Genomic DNA, 14409 nt, shown 5'->3' with positions numbered 1-14409 from the left:
GGCTCCGTGGTTTCCCGCATGATTTCAGAACCCGCAAGAAAAGGGAAGTTTTCCCACCTGGAATGAGCCTGGATCAAACACGGTCAGTCGCCGTGTTCAGTTTTACTCAAGTCTCGGTCCATTCAGGCATCAGACATGCCGCGCCCATGGAATCAGCAGAAATGCCAGACGCTTGAAGGCGGGTATGCGGTTGCCCAGCTTGCCCAGCATGGCCAGGTCGTGCTGATTCCAGACCTTGAAGATCAGGGAGCAGGCCAGATACGTCAGCACGTACAGCACGCCCACCAGTATCTGGTGCAGCGATGACGGGGCATCGGTGGCAATGAGGGCCCCCATCGACACCGCGGCTGCGCTCAGCGCTGCCGCGGTCATGCGCAGGGTGTCCCCGTACGGCAAGGGCACTTTCAGCACGATCCGCACGCAGGCATACGAAAACATGAACACGCAGGCGGTCGAGAGCATGTGGGCAAAGATCGCGCCCGTGAGCCCGTGGCGCGGCACCAGCCACATGGCGGTCGCCGCACTCACCACCACGGCGAAGATGGACTCTGCGGCCCGCAGGCGCTGGTTGTCGGTGATCGACAGCAGGGCGCCGAATGCCGCGTGTGACAACGTGAGGCCGCGGATGATCACCATCATCTGCAGGGCGAAGGCCGCCGGTGCGTACTTGTCGCCGTACATCAGCGTGATCGCGGGGGCTGCCCAGAAGAAGCCGATGCCCGCCAGCAGCAGCCCGAGAAAATGGAAATAGCGGACCGCATCGCCCGCGATGCGGTTGACGCGGTCACGGCCGCCCGCACCAAAGGCATTCGCCATCATCGGCATGAGCACGGTGATGAGCCCGGCCGACAGCAGTTCGACGCCACCGCGGGTCAAGGTCGCCGCGATGGTGAAGAAACCCACCGCCTCCGGTCCGGCAAGCTTGTTCAGCAGGAAAGTCTCGACCGACTTGTTGCTGAAGGCAAACACGAAGGTGCTCACCATGGTCCAGAACAGGTGCGGCCGCACCCGCTGCAGCAGCGTTTCCTCGCATTCGCGTCCGCCCTTGCGGATGTTGGCGCGCCGCAACTGGATGGTCGCCAGGACAGGATGGGCGATCGACACCACCAGGAACAGCAGCATGAACCCGTCGAGCGGAACGCCAATCCAGGCCAGGATGCCGGCGCCCGCCAGATTGACCAGGCTCAGCGCGCTGACCGAACCGGCCTCGACGCCAAAACGGCCGTGGCCCTTTGCGACCGAGATGCTGAACAGGTACCAGGCCTTGGTGGCGGACGCCAGCAGCGCGACCAGCGCGAACAAGGCGAGATGCCCTTCCCAGCCCGCCGGCTTGAGAAAGGGCAGCCCCGCCAGAAACACGGCGCCGACGACGAGGATCGACCAGCCCTGGCGCTTCTGGAACCAGCGGTGGAGCGCCTGCGCGCCGGCGTGGTCGTTGCGGCCGAGCGACTCCGAGACAAACCGGATCGCGGACGTGGTGAGTCCGTGGTTCATCAGGATCACCAGCACCCCGGAAAGCCAGATCAGGTAGGCATAGCGGCCGAAGTCTGCCGGGCCCAGTGCGCGGGCCACCAGCATGCTGGCCACGAGACCGGCCGCGTAGGCGACATAGGTGGAGCCGGTCATCAGCAATGCCGAGCGCAGCATGGCCTTGGCACCGAACTGGTTGCTCATCTGGATGCCCTGTGCGGCAGGGGGAGCAGACCCGCTGCGATAGAAGTTTCTGTCATCGTTCGGATCCGATGCTGTCCGCAGACCTGATACGTGACAAATTGTATTCTGATGTGAAAGTCAATCTGCAACCTGTCGATGGCGGTGTGTCGCCATGCGCACCATGCGCGCAACGAACTGCGCCGCGCTGCGTTCCCGCGGCATGAAACGGGGGAGCTGGAAGGGGTCGGCATCATCGGACGCCACGCCGACGGCGGTGGAGACCGCGGCCAGGTAGCCGGCCTTGCTGACCATGCGCGCATGCGCGGAGGTGTAGTCCAGATTGGGCTTGCCGTTCGGGTAGGCAAAGCACAGGGGCTGCTTGCCCGTCAGGGCCGTGATCTGGTCGCGGTTGGAGTCGATCTCGCGCTGGGCTGCGTCCGCGTCGACACGGGCCAGGATCGGGTGGTTGACGGTGTGGCCGCCGATGTCGATGCCGGCATCCGACATGGCCTTGACCTGTCGGTCGTCCATCATCAGATCGGTGGGCAGACGGGATCCTGCACGGTGGCACAGGGTTTCGCAGAAGTCGTCTCGCTCGGCGGGTTCGAGGTATTTCACCGCCTTGGTGAGGTCGCTGATCAGCGTGCGGCGCGAGGCGATGTCACTCACCAGGCGCGTGCCGAGTCCGACACGCGAGAGGTCGATGGCACCGGTGTCCAGTCGGCGCACGGTCTCGACCACCGAGTCGTTGAACATGCGGCCGCCATTGAGAAACCCGGTGGCCACGAACACGGTGGCCGGCAGACCGAACTCGCGCAGCAGCGGCAGCGCGAGGTCGTGGTTGTCGCGGTAGCCGTCGTCGAAGGTGATGCAGGCCGCGCCCGGAGGCAGTCGGCCCTGCTGGAGCAGCGCCGCAGCCTCGTGCAGGGGCAGCACATTGAAGGCGCCTGCCAGCGTGCGGAACTGTTCGGCCAGCAAGGCCTGGTGCGGCACATCCGGCTGCAGCGGATCCGGCTCGGCCAGCACCCTGTGGTACATCAGGATGGGCAGCAAGTTGGTCCCCGATGGATACCGGGCCTGTACGAACCAGCGCGCAATCGGACGAGAAATCCTGATCATTCGAGTTACTCCCACTCCCCGGGTAGTGTTCCCGTGGCGTTGATATTATCTGCAACGTAACTTATTGTTTCCATCGGGGTGGGTGTCCAACCCGCCATACGGGCACCGAATTGCAGTGGTCTGCGAAGTAAAAGGGATTTACGTGTTCGGGCCTGCAGGACAGCGCTGATCGACAAGGATTCATGCAGAAAACCAGTCCCAGTGTTCCCGTACTGAAAACGCCATGCCGGCATGGCGCGGCGTATTGTGACGCCTGCCCGCGTCTGCGGTGGCATGTCGTCGTGGAAGTCTGCATGGTCTGAAGTGGGTTTTCGCGCTTGGGACTGCCCCGGCTGGTCGTCGCCAGTCTGAATCCAAAATGAAGCGCCTCTCGCAACGTCGGAACATTGTAGACCGCCCCATTTGTTGCGACTACGATCAATGTGAACAATCAATGCGACCCGATCCGTGATCAGGTTGCGTAAATTCATGTGTGATTGATGGGTTGATCCTTGACAAATGCCTGAAGTTTCTATCGTTTTGCCAACGTTCAACCGAGTGGATGTGGTCGGCCGAGCGGTTGCCAGTGTTCTGAAGCAGTCCTTTGAAGATTGGGAGCTGCTGGTGGTCGACGATGGATCGACGGATGGCACCCGTGCCCGCCTGGAAGGCCTGGATCCGCGCCTGCGTTACATCGAGCAGGCCAACCAGGGTGTGTATGTTGCCCGCAACACCGGATTGCAGGCCGCCCGCGGGCGCTTCATTACCTTTCTGGATTCCGACGATGAATGGTTGCCGCATTTTCTGGCGCTGACCACGGCATTTCTGCGGGCGCATCCCGACCGGCAATGGGTGACCACCGAGTTCACGGAAGACCTGGGCGATGGTTCGGCGCCGATTCAGCATGACCGCCACGACATCGGTGTTCTCTATTGTGGTTTCGCGCGGGCGATCGGCTCGCGGGCCTTGCTGCTGCCGCCCGGTGTGCGGGACGATTACCTGCGCGTCTACGAGCGCAAGCGCATCGTCGGCGACTGGGGGCGCGAGATCGTCGAGTCGATCGGCCGCCCCGACGCGATGCTCTACCAGGGGCAGCTCTTTCCCCACATGCGCTGGGGCTACCTGAACTGGCTGCCCGTCACCCTGTGCCGACGCGAGGCCATCGACCACATCGGTCCCTTCGCCACCCACACCCGCAGCGCGGCGGACTACCACTTCCTCGCACGGCTGGCGCGGGCCTTTCCGGCCAGCATGATCGCGGTGCCCTCGGCGATCAAGTACGAACGTGCTGCCGGCAACCAGCCGCTGGCGCAGGCCCATCTGGCCACCGGCAGCGGGGCTTACCGTTTCGAGGTGAACAAGCTCGGCTTCTTCGACGAGCTGTTCGCCGGGCCGGACTGCACCGACGAGGAGACGCTGCGCCTGCGCCGCCATTACTGTCTGGCGGTCGGACACCGGGCCTTGGCGCTCGGGCTTCGGCAGGAGGCCATCGGCTATCTGCGCCAGGCCACCGCCTGGCGACGGGGACTGTGGGCGGCCTGGCCGAGGCTGGTGCTGGCGCAGCTGGCGCCCTCGGATGCCATGGCCGGCCGGCTCTACCGCGGCTGGATGCGCGGCACCGATGTCCTGGGGCGGTTGTTCACGGGGCGGCTGTCGCCTGCCACGGCCCTGCGCAAGGGGCTGCGTCGTGTGTGGAACCCTTCGGCATCACGGCACCCGGTGCCCGGCGATGGCCAGACGGTGACCGACACGGCGCTGGGCGATCTCCCGCGGTCGCGCGTCCGCTGATTCAGGATCTGGGCGGGGTGTCGTCCTTGCCATCGGCATAGCGGCGCCAGCCGTCCAGCGCCCCGTGCATCAGCCGCACCTGCTGCGAGAAGCGCGTGCAGCCCCTGCACATGCCCAGGTGCATCCGCACCAGCACCCGCTCGCCGAGCGGCAGTGCGCGGTCCTCGCCTTCGAGCACGAGGCGGGTGGTTTCCTTGCAGGTCAGGCGAAGTCGCATGGCGTGGGCTCGGTCGGGGCGTATCGGATCGTGGTCAGGGCTGTGTCCGTGGCCGGCTGAACCAGTTCACCTGCAGGCAGTCGCGCAGCCGCAGCCGCGCCCGGTGCAGCAGCACGAACAGGTTGGTCGAACTGATGCCGGTTTCCTTACAGATCTCGTCGGTGTCGAGTTCAAGCCACTCGCGCATCATGAACACCCGCCCTTGCTGGCCCGGCAGGTGTTCCATGCAGGCTTCCAGCACCTCGAAGAACTGCCGCTGCCCCAGCGCCGCGCTCGGATTGCCCCAGTCGGCGGGCGCTTCCTGCCAGTGGCCGTCGGCCCGGAACATCAGGTCGTCGAGGTCTTCCCGGTCGTCGTCGTCCGAGGTGGTCGAGACCTCGCGCCGGTGGCGGCGGATCTGGTCGATCACCTTGTGCTTGAGGATGCCGATCAGCCAGGTCTTGAGCTGCGCCGCGCCGGTGTAGGCCTGCGGCTTTTCCAGCGCGGCCAGCAGTGTCTCGGACACCGCGTCCTCTGCCCAGGCGTCGTTGCGCAGTTGGTTGCGGGCATAGCGCAGCAGCTGGGGGCGCAGGGCCTGGACCTGTCGGGCGAAGTCACTCATGTCACTCATGGGTGGCGGGATCGGGGGCGATCCGAAAAAAGTTTGTCGGCAGTGTAAGGACTTGGCCGGTCCGTGCGACAGAGTCCTGTCCGCTGCACAACACCGCCGTCCGGGCGGCCCAGCGAGATGCGTTCCTACCCCCAACCCGTCGCGTCGTCGCGACTTCGGAGATTCCACATGAACCAGCGCCTCATCCTCTCTTCCGCCCTCGCTTCCGTCCTGGCCCTCGGCGTCATCGCCCCGGCCGCTGCGCAGGACAAGGCCAAGGAAAAGTGCTACGGCATCGCCAAGGCCGGCCAGAACGACTGCGCCAACCTCTCGGGCACCCACTCCTGCGCCGGCCAAAGCAAGATGGACAACGACGCCGGCGAGTGGAAATACGTGCCGAAGGGCACCTGCAAGGACATGAAGGGCATGACCGCCGAAGAAGCCAAGATGGGCATGAAGAAGTAAGGCGTCCGCCATGCCTGCACTGACCTCTGCGGGCATCGGCCTGCGCCAACCCCACGCCGCTCGGCTGCGCCAGCAGCGCCCGCCGCTCGGCTTCCTCGAAGTCCACAGCGAAAACTACTTCGCGCCGGGCGGCGCGGCCCGCGCTGTGCTGGCCGATCTGCGCCAGGACTACGCCATCAGCCTGCACGGTGTCGGCCTGTCGCTCGGCAGTGCCAGCGGGCTGGATGCGTGGCACCTGGACCGGCTGGCCGCGCTGGTGGCGGCCACCGAGCCGGTGCGCGTGTCCGACCACGCCAGCTTCGCCCGGGTCGATCCCGGACGCGGCGCGCCGGTCTGGCACGGCAGCGACCTGCTGCCGATCGCCTTCACCGACGCCTCGCTCGCGATCATGGTCCGCAACGTGCAGCAGGTGCAGGAGCACCTGCGCCGGCCGATCCTGGTCGAGAACCTGAGCGCCTACCTCGGCTGGGCCGACGACGGGCTGGCCGAGCCGGATTTTTTCAACGAGCTGGCATGGCGCAGTGGCTGCGGCGTGCTGCTCGATGTCAACAACCTCGTCGTCAACGCGCTGAACGCGGGCGACGACGAGGCCGCCGCCGTGCGCCGCGCCTGTGCCTGGGTCGATCGGCTGGCGCCCGGGGTGGCGGGCGAGGTCCACCTGGCCGGCTATGTCGAGACCGACACCCTCGTCATCGACGACCACGGCAGCCGCGTCCACCCGCCCGTCTGGCAGGTCTACGCCCATGCCATGCGGCGCCACGGCCCGGTGCCGACGCTGATCGAATGGGACACCGACCTGCCGCCGCTGGAGGTGCTGCTGGACGAAGCCGCGCAGGCCGACGCCGTGCAGCAGGAGGCCCAGGCATGAGCGCCACCGGCACGACCGACACGATCTCGACCGAGGCGTTCCAGCGCGAGCAGATCCGCCAGCGGCTGCTGATGCAGGCGCTGCGCAGCGGGCAGGCCGCGCCGCTGGCGGGCTGGACCCGGGCGCCGAAACGCGCCGATCTGGCGCGCGGCCTGGCGGTCTACACCGCCAACGCCGCCGTCAACGCCGAGCGGGCGCTGGGCGCGCGCTACCCGACGGTGCAGGCCATGCTCGGCGCCGAGACCTTCGGCCCGATGGCCCGGGCGTTCTGGCGCCAGTCGCCGCCGGGGCGGGGTGATCTGGCGCAGTGGGGCGACACCTTGCCGGCCTTTCTGGCGGAGGCCGAGCAGTTGGCCGACCTGCCGTACCTGGCCGACGTGGCCCGTCTCGACGACGCGGTGGCCCAGGCCGAGGGGGCGGAGGAGGTCGAGGCCGAGCTGTCCACGCTGATGCGCCTGGGCGACACCGAGCCGGACCGGCTGGTGCTGCGGCCCGCGCCGGGGCTGGCGCTGGTGGCCAGCGCGCATCCGGTGGTGACGGTCTGGCGCGCCCACCACGACCCGCAGCAGACCGCGCAGCCCGACCCGTTTGCCGACGCCCGTGCGGCGCTGGCGGCCCGGCGCGCCGAGACCGCGCTGGTCTGGCGCCAGGGCTGGACGGTGCGGGTGGCCGAGGTCGATGCACAGACCGCCGCATTCCTGCGCCTTGCCTTCGGGCAGGCGCGACCCTTGGCCGCGGCGCTCGGCGTGCCCGGCTTCGATGTCGAGCGATGGCTCGCGCCCGCGGTGGCCGATGGCCTGCTGGTGCGCATCGACGTGACGACCTGAAGACCTGAAGACTTGACGACCCGAGGAGATTCCCATGCTGACCGACGTGCCCCTGTTCCATCCCGTGCGCCGTGCCCATGCCCGGCTGGTCGGGCTGCTCGAATCCCTGCAGCCGCTGGCGCAACTGGCAGCGCGGCTGTTCGTGGCCAAGGTGTTTTTCCTCGCCGGGCTGACCAAGCTGCGTGACTGGGAGACGACGCTGCTGCTGTTCACCGAGGAATACCAGGTGCCGCTGCTGTCGCCCGCACTGGCCGCGGCGCTGGGCACGGCGGGCGAGCTGGTGTTGCCGGTGTTGCTGGTGCTCGGACTGGGCGGACGCATCGCGGCGCTGGGGCTGTCCGTCGTCAACATCGTGGCCGTGCTGAGCGTGCCCGAGATGCCGGAGCCAGCGTTGGCGCTGCATGTCTTCTGGGGCAGCCTGCTGGCGGGGCTGGTGCTGTGGGGGCCGGGTCGGTGGTCGCTGGATGCGGTCATCGGGCAGCGTCTGCCGGCCAGACGTCCTGTGCTGGCATGATCGTCCGGCTGTCCGTCAGGATCAATGTGTTCACTTCCGAGGATTCCGTGTCCCCACTGCCTGCTTCCCCCTCGCTGTCCCGTCGCACCTTCCTGTCCGCTGCCGCCTGCACCGCGACCGCTGGCGCTCCGTTTGCCTGGGCCGCCCCGGCGGACGCGGCGGTCTGGAAACGGGTCGAAGCCGATGCCCGCGGCCAGACCGTCTACTTCAACGCCTGGGCCGGCAGCGAGCGCATCAACGCCTACCTGCAGTGGGTGGCCGGCGAGGTGAAGCGGCTGCACGGCGTGACGCTGAACCACGTCAAGATCACCGACGCGGCCGAGGTGGTCAAGCGCGTGCGGGCGGAGAAGGCGGCCGGGCGGCTGGCCGATGGCTCGGTCGATCTGCTGTGGATCAACGGCGAGAACTTCCTGACGATGAAGCGCGAGGCGCTGCTGTTCGGGCCGTGGGCGGAGGCGTTGCCGTCGTTCGCGGCGGTCGATGTCGTGGGCAAGCCGACGACGCGGCTCGATTTCTCGGAGCCGGTGGACGGCATGGAAGCCCCGTGGGGCATGGCGCAGCTCACCTTCTTCGCCGACGGCCAGCGCGTGACCACGCCGCCCGACAACCTCGCCGAGCTGACCGCCTGGGCGCAGCGCCACCCGGGGCGCTTCACCTACCCGCGCCTGCCGCAGTTCCACGGCACCACCTTCGTCAAGCAGGCGCTGATGGAAACCACCGCCGACCGCGCCGCGCTGGGCCGGCCCTACAGCGCCGAGGCCTTCGCCCGCGTGACCGCGCCGCTGTGGAAGGCGCTCGACGCACTGCACCCGCACCTGTGGCGCCAGGGCCGGCAGTTCCCGGCCAGCGATTCGGTGGCGCGGCAGATGCTGGCCGACGGCGAGCTGTGGATCAGCCTGACCTTCAACCCGAACGAAGCCGCCAGCGAGATGCTGGCCGGCAAGCTGTCGTCGTCGGTGGTCAGCTACCAGCACAGCGGCGGCACGGTCGGCAACACGCACTTCGTCGCCATCCCGTTCAACGCCCGCGCCAAGGCCGGCGCGCAGGTGGTGGCGAATTTCCTGCTCTCGCCCGCCGCGCAGGCGCGCAAGGCGGACGTGCGGCAGTGGGGTGACCCGACGGTGCTGGCGATGGACCGGCTGACGCCGGCCGAGCGGGCGGCGTTCCAGGCCAATCCGCTGCCGGGCACCGTGCAGCGCGTGGCGCCGGTGTGGCCGGAACCGCACGGCACCTGGGTCGATCCGATCGAGCAGGAATGGCTGCGGCGCTACGTTCGCTGAACGCGCCGTCGCCGCTTGCGTGGCGGCTGGCGCGCTGGGCGGCGCGGGGTGCGGGCGTCGGGCTGGTGGCGTTGCCGCTGGGGGTTGCACTGGTGGCTGCGCTCGGCGAAGCGGCGCAACCAGCGGCCTGGCAGGCGCTGCGCGACGATCCGCAGACCGGGCCGGCGCTGCGGGCCTCGCTGGTGTCCGGTCTGGGCAGCACGCTGCTCGCCACCGCGCTGAGCCTGTGGTGGACGACGCACCTGTGGGACCACCCGGCGTGGTCGGCGCTGCAGCGGCGCCTGCCGGCGATGCTGGCGGTGCCACACGCGGCGCTGGCGATCGGGCTGCTGCTGCTGTGGATGCCCGGCGGCTGGATCGCCCGGCTCGTCGCGCCGCTGGCGGGCTGGGACGCACCGCCGGACTGGACCACCGTGAACGACCCGCAGGCGCTGGCGCTCACGCTGGCGCTGGTGCTCAAGGAAACGCCGTTCCTGCTGTGGACGATCGCGGCGCTGCTGGCGCGGCCGGACGTGGCGCCGCGGGTGCGCCAGCAGCTCGCGCTCGGCCGCAGCCTCGGCTATTCGGTCGCACAGGTCTGGTGGCGTGTGGTGTGGCCGGCGTGGGGAGGGGCGCTGGTGTGGCCGGTCGCGGCGGTGGCGGCCTACGGGCTGACGGTGGTGGACATGGCGCTGATCCTCGGGCCGGGGGCGCCGCCGACGCTGGCGGTGCTGGCGTGGCAGTGGCTGATGGACGCGGACCCGGCGCGCAATGCGCAGGGGGCAGCGGCGGCGTGTGCGCTGGTGCTGGTGATGGCCGCGGTGGCGGGTGTGCTGGCGGTGCTGCACCGCGTCGCGCGGCCCGCGCTGCAGGCTCGGCGCGTCCGCGGCACGCGCCCAACATCCGTCATTCCCGCGAAAGCGGGAACCCACGCACGGCGCGGCCGGTGGACACAGTGGGTTCCCGCTTTCGCGGGAATGACGGAGGGGGGGGTGGCGCTGCTCTGGCTGGCGGCGGGCTTGGCGCTGGTGCTGGCGTCGGTCAGCGGCGTCTGGCGCTTCCCCGCGCTGTGGCCGGCCGTGTGGACGCTGGACGCCTGGGCGCAGGTCGGCGCCGCCGCCGGCACGCTGTGGACGACGCTGGTCGTGGCGCTGGCGGCCTCGGTGCTGTCGGTCGGACTCGCCGTGCTGTGGCTGGAGGCAACGCCACCGATCTGGGACCGCGCGGCCACCGCCGTCGCGCTGGTGCCGGTGGTCGTGCCGGGGCTGCTGCTGATGGTCGGGGCCTACCGGATCGCGCTGGCGCTGCGGCTGGATGGGACGCTCGCCGGACTGATCGGCGTGCATGTCTGGATGGCGCTGCCGTATGCGCTGGTCACGCTGCTGCCGGCGTGGCGGCGTTTCGACCCGCGCCACGCCTGGGTGGCGCAGGCGCTCGGCCGCTCGCGGCTGGCGTTTGCGTGGCAGGTGAAGCGGTCACTGCTCGCCGCGCCCATCGCCTCGGCCTTGGCGGTGGGTTTCGCGGTCAGCGTGGCGCAGTACCTGCCGACGCTGTTCCTCGGCGCCGGCCGCCTCGCCACCGTGACGACCGAAGCGGTCACGCTGTCCGCTGGCGGCCAGCGGGCCACGGGCGCGGCGTTTGCGGTGCTGCAAGCGCTGCTGCCGCTGCTGGGGTTTGCGCTGGCGGGCGCCGTCGGGCGGGCGCAGGCGGGGCGGGCATGACGGCGCTGCGCCTGGTGGACGTGACGGTGACGCTGCACGGCCGCGTGCTGGTCGGGCCGGTGAACGCCGAGGTCGCTCCCGGCGCGGTGCTGGCCGTGACCGGGCCGAGCGGCTGCGGCAAGAGTTCGCTGCTGCAGGCGCTGGCCGGGCTGGCCGCGCCGCCGCTGCAGGCCACGGGCGGGCTGTGGCTGGGCGAGGTGCCGCTTCATGCGCTGCCGGTCGAGGCGCGCCGGCTCGGGCTGATGTTCCAGGACGATCTGCTGTTTCCCCACATGACTGTGCTCGACAACCTGCTGTTCGCGATGCCCGCGGGCCGCCGCGCCGACCGGGTGGCCCGCGCCGAGGCCGCACTCACGGAAGCCGGTCTGGCCGACCACACCGCGCACCGCCCGCACCAGCTCTCCGGCGGCCAGCGCCAGCGTGTCGCGCTGCTGCGCACGCTGCTGGCCGCGCCGCGGGCGTTGCTGCTGGACGAGCCGTTCTCGCGGCTGGACGCGGCGCGGCGTGCGGCGATGCGCGCCGTGGTGTGGCAGACGCTGGCGCGCCACGGCCTGCCCGCCGTGCTGGTCACGCACGACCCGGCCGACATCCCGCCGAACGCGCAGGTGCTGGCGCTGGGAGACGCCGATGCTTGACCGACTGATGCTCGCGGTGCTCGCACCGACCGTGCAGCGGCTCGCGTCGGCGCTGGTGCAGCGCGGCGCCACGGCGGACGCGGTGACGCTGGCGGGGGCGGCGGTGGGTCTGTCGGGCAGCGCGCTGGTGGCGCTGGGGCACCCGCTGGCGGGGCTGGTGCTGATGGCGCTGGGGCGGCTGGCGGATGGGCTGGACGGCGCCATCGCCCGGTTGACCACGCCGACGGCGCGGGGCGCCTTCCTCGACATCACGCTCGATTTCCTGTTCTACGCCAGCGTGCCGCTGGCCTTCGCGGTGCTGGACCCTGGGCGCAACGCGCTGGCGGCCGCCGTGCTGCTGGCCGCGTTCATCGGCACCGGGTCGAGCTTCCTCGCCTTCGCCATCCTGGCCGAGCGGCAGGGGCTGGACAGCGCGGCCTATCCGCAAAAGGGCTTCTATTACCTGGGTGGTCTGACCGAAGGAACCGAGACACTGCTGTGCTTCGCGGCGATGTGCCTGTGGCCGGCGGCGTTTGCGCCGCTGGCGTTCGGCTTTGCCGCGCTGTGCGGCTTGACCCTGCTCACCCGGCTGAGTGCCGGGTGGACGCTGCTCCAGGCAGCCCCCGACAAGGACACGACACCATGAACCGACGCACCTGGCTGATCCTGCTGACCGTGGTGGCCGCCGCCGCCGCGTTCTGGTTCTTCGACCTCGGCCACTGGCTCAGCCTGGAGACGCTCAAGGCGCGGCAGGCCGAACTGGCCGCGCTCTACGCCGCGCACCCCGCCGCCGTGGTCGCGGGCTACCTCGCCGTCTACGTGGCGGTCACCGCGCTGTCGCTGCCCGGCGCGGTGATCCTGACACTGGCGGGCGGGGCCTTGTTCGGGCTGTGGACCGGGCTGGTGGTGGTGTCGTTCGCGTCCACGGCCGGGGCGACGCTGGCGTTCCTGGCCGCGCGCTACCTGCTGCGCGACAGCGTCACCCGCCGCTTCGGCGCACGGCTGGACGAGGTCCACCGCGGCATCGAGCGCGACGGGGCGTTCTACCTCTTCACGCTGCGGCTGGTGCCGCTGGTGCCGTTTTTTGTCATCAACCTGGTGATGGGCCTGACGAAGATGCCGGCGCGGCGCTTCGCCTGGGTGAGTCAGCTCGGCATGCTGCCCGGCACGCTGGTCTATGTGAATGCGGGCACGGCGCTCGGTGGGCTGCAGTCGCTCTCGGGCATCGTGTCGCCGAGCCTGCTGGGGGCGTTCGTGCTGCTGGCGGTGTTTCCGTGGCTCGCGCGGGCGGGGCTGGACGCCTGGAAGGCCCGCCGCGTGCAGCGGCCTTGGGCGGCGCAGCGACCGAAGCGGTTTGACCGCAACCTGGTCGTGATCGGCGCCGGGGCTGCCGGGCTGGTGACGAGCTACATCGCCGCCGCCGTGCGCGCCAAGGTCACGCTGGTCGAGCGGCACCAGATGGGCGGCGACTGCCTGAACACCGGCTGCGTGCCGAGCAAGGCGCTGATCCGCGCCGCCCGGCTGGCGCACGAGGTCACGCGGGCGGGCGAATTTGGCCTGACGGCGGCGCCGACGACGGTGGACTTCGCCGCCGTGATGGACCGGGTCGCCGAGGCGGTGCAGGGTGTCGCGCCCCACGACTCGGTGGCGCGCTACACGGCGCTGGGCGTGGACGTGCGGCAAGGCCACGCCCGGCTGCTCGATCCCTGGCATGTCGAGATCACCGCCGCCGACGGCACCCGCGAGGTGTTGAGCACCCGCGCCATCGTCATCGCCACCGGCGCGGCGCCGACCGTGCCGCCGCTGCCGGGCCTGCAGGACGTGGCCTTCCTGACCAGCGACACGCTGTGGGGGCTGCGCGCGGCGCCGCGCCGGATCGCGGTGCTGGGCGGCGGGCCGATCGGCTGCGAGCTGGCGCAGGCGCTGGCGCGGCTGGGCTGCGGCGTGACGCTGGTGGAGCAGGCGCCGCGCCTGCTGGCGCGCGAGGACGACGAGGTCAGCGCGTTCGCGGCGGGCAGCCTGCGCGCCGCGGGTGTGGACCTGCGGCTGGGCGTGGCCGTGCAGCGGGCCGAGGCGCGCACCCCCGGCGCGCCCGAGGGCACGCTGCACTTGGCGGACGGCACGGCCGTGGATTTCGACCGGCTGCTGGTGGCGGTCGGGCGCTCGGCGCGGCTGCAGGGTTTCGGGCTGGAGGCGCTCGGCATCCCGGTCGGCCGCACCATTGAAACCAACGAATACCTCGAAACCCTGCACCCCAACATCTACGCCTGTGGCGACGTCGCCGGCCCGTGGCAGTTCACGCACGCGGCCGGGCACCAGGCGTGGTCGGCGGCGGTGAACGCGCTGTTCGGCACCTTCAAACGTTTCCGCGTGGACGGCCGCGTGATGCCGGCGATCACCTTCCTCGACCCGGAGATCGCCCGCGTCGGCCTGAACCAGCGCGAGGCGGTGGCGCAGGGCGTGGCGTTCGAGGTCACGCGCTACCCGCTCGACGACCTGGACCGCGCCATCGTCGAGCGCGAGACGGCTGGGTTCATCCAGGTGCTGACCGTGCCGGGGCGCGACCGGATCCTGGGCGTGACCATCGTTGGGGCGCACGCGGGCGAGTTGCTGGCCGAGTTCACGCTGGCGATGAAACACGGGCTGGGGCTGAACAAGATCCTCGGCACGGTGCATCCCTACCCGAGCTGGTCGGATGCGGCCAAGCTGACGGCGGGGCGGTGGAAGGCGGCGCACTCGCCGGAGGCGGTGTTGCGGTGGGTGGCGCGTTACCACGCCTGGCGGCGGGGAGGGTGA

At 70.1% G+C, this 14409-nt stretch carries 14 protein-coding genes; 10 read left to right on the top strand and 4 right to left on the bottom strand.

All coding sequences use genetic code 11. The features are described 5' to 3' along the window. Window positions 1–129: 129 nt before the first annotated feature. The gene (locus tag U5O44_RS05620) at window positions 130–1674 is read right to left on the bottom strand and encodes a lipopolysaccharide biosynthesis protein (RefSeq protein WP_322587480.1); all 1545 of its coding nucleotides are present in this window, start codon (window positions 1672–1674) and stop codon (window positions 130–132) included. 117 nt (window positions 1675–1791) lie between these two features. After that, window positions 1792–2706 (bottom strand): polysaccharide deacetylase family protein, encoded by a 915-nt coding sequence (locus U5O44_RS05615; RefSeq protein WP_322587479.1) that lies wholly within the window; start codon window positions 2704–2706, stop codon window positions 1792–1794. 564 nt (window positions 2707–3270) lie between these two features. Between U5O44_RS05615 and U5O44_RS05610 the strand changes: the two genes are divergently transcribed. Continuing rightward, entirely contained in the window at window positions 3271–4539 is a 1269-nt protein-coding gene (locus tag U5O44_RS05610) for a glycosyltransferase family 2 protein (RefSeq protein ID WP_322587478.1), read from the top strand. 1 nt (window position 4540) lies between these two features. Here the strand turns inward: U5O44_RS05610 and U5O44_RS05605 are convergent, their stop codons facing one another. Next, a complete protein-coding gene (locus U5O44_RS05605) occupies window positions 4541–4756 on the bottom strand; it encodes a zf-HC2 domain-containing protein (protein ID WP_322587477.1) in 216 nt (71 codons plus the stop codon). A 34-nt stretch (window positions 4757–4790) separates the two neighbouring features. Continuing rightward, a complete protein-coding gene (locus U5O44_RS05600; protein WP_322588471.1) occupies window positions 4791–5357 on the bottom strand; it encodes a sigma-70 family RNA polymerase sigma factor in 567 nt (188 codons plus the stop codon). A 177-nt stretch (window positions 5358–5534) separates the two neighbouring features. Between U5O44_RS05600 and U5O44_RS05595 the strand changes: the two genes are divergently transcribed. From U5O44_RS05595 to U5O44_RS05555, 9 genes are read left to right on the top strand one after another with little or no spacing between them, the layout of a single operon-like run. Beyond that, window positions 5535–5810: a BufA1 family periplasmic bufferin-type metallophore gene (locus U5O44_RS05595; protein ID WP_322587476.1), complete on the top strand. Its 276-nt coding sequence runs from the start codon at window positions 5535–5537 to the stop codon at window positions 5808–5810. Window positions 5811–5820: 10 nt separating this feature from the next. Then, complete coding sequence (locus U5O44_RS05590; protein ID WP_322587475.1) at window positions 5821–6678, top strand: MbnB/TglH/ChrH family RiPP precursor modification enzyme; 858 nt, start codon at window positions 5821–5823, stop codon at window positions 6676–6678. Next, window positions 6675–7505: a DNA-binding domain-containing protein gene (locus U5O44_RS05585; protein WP_322587474.1), complete on the top strand. Its 831-nt coding sequence runs from the start codon at window positions 6675–6677 to the stop codon at window positions 7503–7505. Before U5O44_RS05590 ends, U5O44_RS05585 begins: the two co-directional genes overlap by 4 nt. Before the next feature lie 34 nt (window positions 7506–7539). Continuing rightward, window positions 7540–8019: a DoxX family protein gene (locus U5O44_RS05580; protein ID WP_322587473.1), complete on the top strand. Its 480-nt coding sequence runs from the start codon at window positions 7540–7542 to the stop codon at window positions 8017–8019. Window positions 8020–8066: 47 nt separating this feature from the next. Then, window positions 8067–9299 carry an ABC transporter substrate-binding protein gene (locus tag U5O44_RS05575; protein WP_322587472.1) on the top strand — a complete coding sequence of 411 codons (1233 nt, stop codon included), beginning with the start codon at window positions 8067–8069 and terminating at the stop codon, window positions 9297–9299. Continuing rightward, entirely contained in the window at window positions 9275–10999 is a 1725-nt protein-coding gene (locus U5O44_RS05570; RefSeq protein WP_322587471.1) for an ABC transporter permease family protein, read from the top strand. The genes U5O44_RS05575 and U5O44_RS05570 overlap by 25 nt, the downstream gene beginning before the upstream one ends. Beyond that, entirely contained in the window at window positions 10996–11634 is a 639-nt protein-coding gene (locus tag U5O44_RS05565; protein ID WP_322587470.1) for an ATP-binding cassette domain-containing protein, read from the top strand. Before U5O44_RS05570 ends, U5O44_RS05565 begins: the two co-directional genes overlap by 4 nt. Continuing rightward, a complete protein-coding gene (locus U5O44_RS05560; RefSeq protein WP_322587469.1) occupies window positions 11627–12259 on the top strand; it encodes a CDP-alcohol phosphatidyltransferase family protein in 633 nt (210 codons plus the stop codon). Before U5O44_RS05565 ends, U5O44_RS05560 begins: the two co-directional genes overlap by 8 nt. After that, window positions 12256–14409 (top strand): FAD-dependent oxidoreductase, encoded by a 2154-nt coding sequence (locus U5O44_RS05555; protein ID WP_322587468.1) that lies wholly within the window; start codon window positions 12256–12258, stop codon window positions 14407–14409. The genes U5O44_RS05560 and U5O44_RS05555 overlap by 4 nt, the downstream gene beginning before the upstream one ends.

Origin of the sequence: Sphaerotilus sp. (genome assembly GCF_034519685.1) — a bacterium.
Taxonomy (GTDB): domain Bacteria; phylum Pseudomonadota; class Gammaproteobacteria; order Burkholderiales; family Burkholderiaceae_C; genus Sphaerotilus.
Note: the sequence above shows the minus strand (reverse complement) of the source record. Positions and strands in the feature narration are given on the sequence as shown.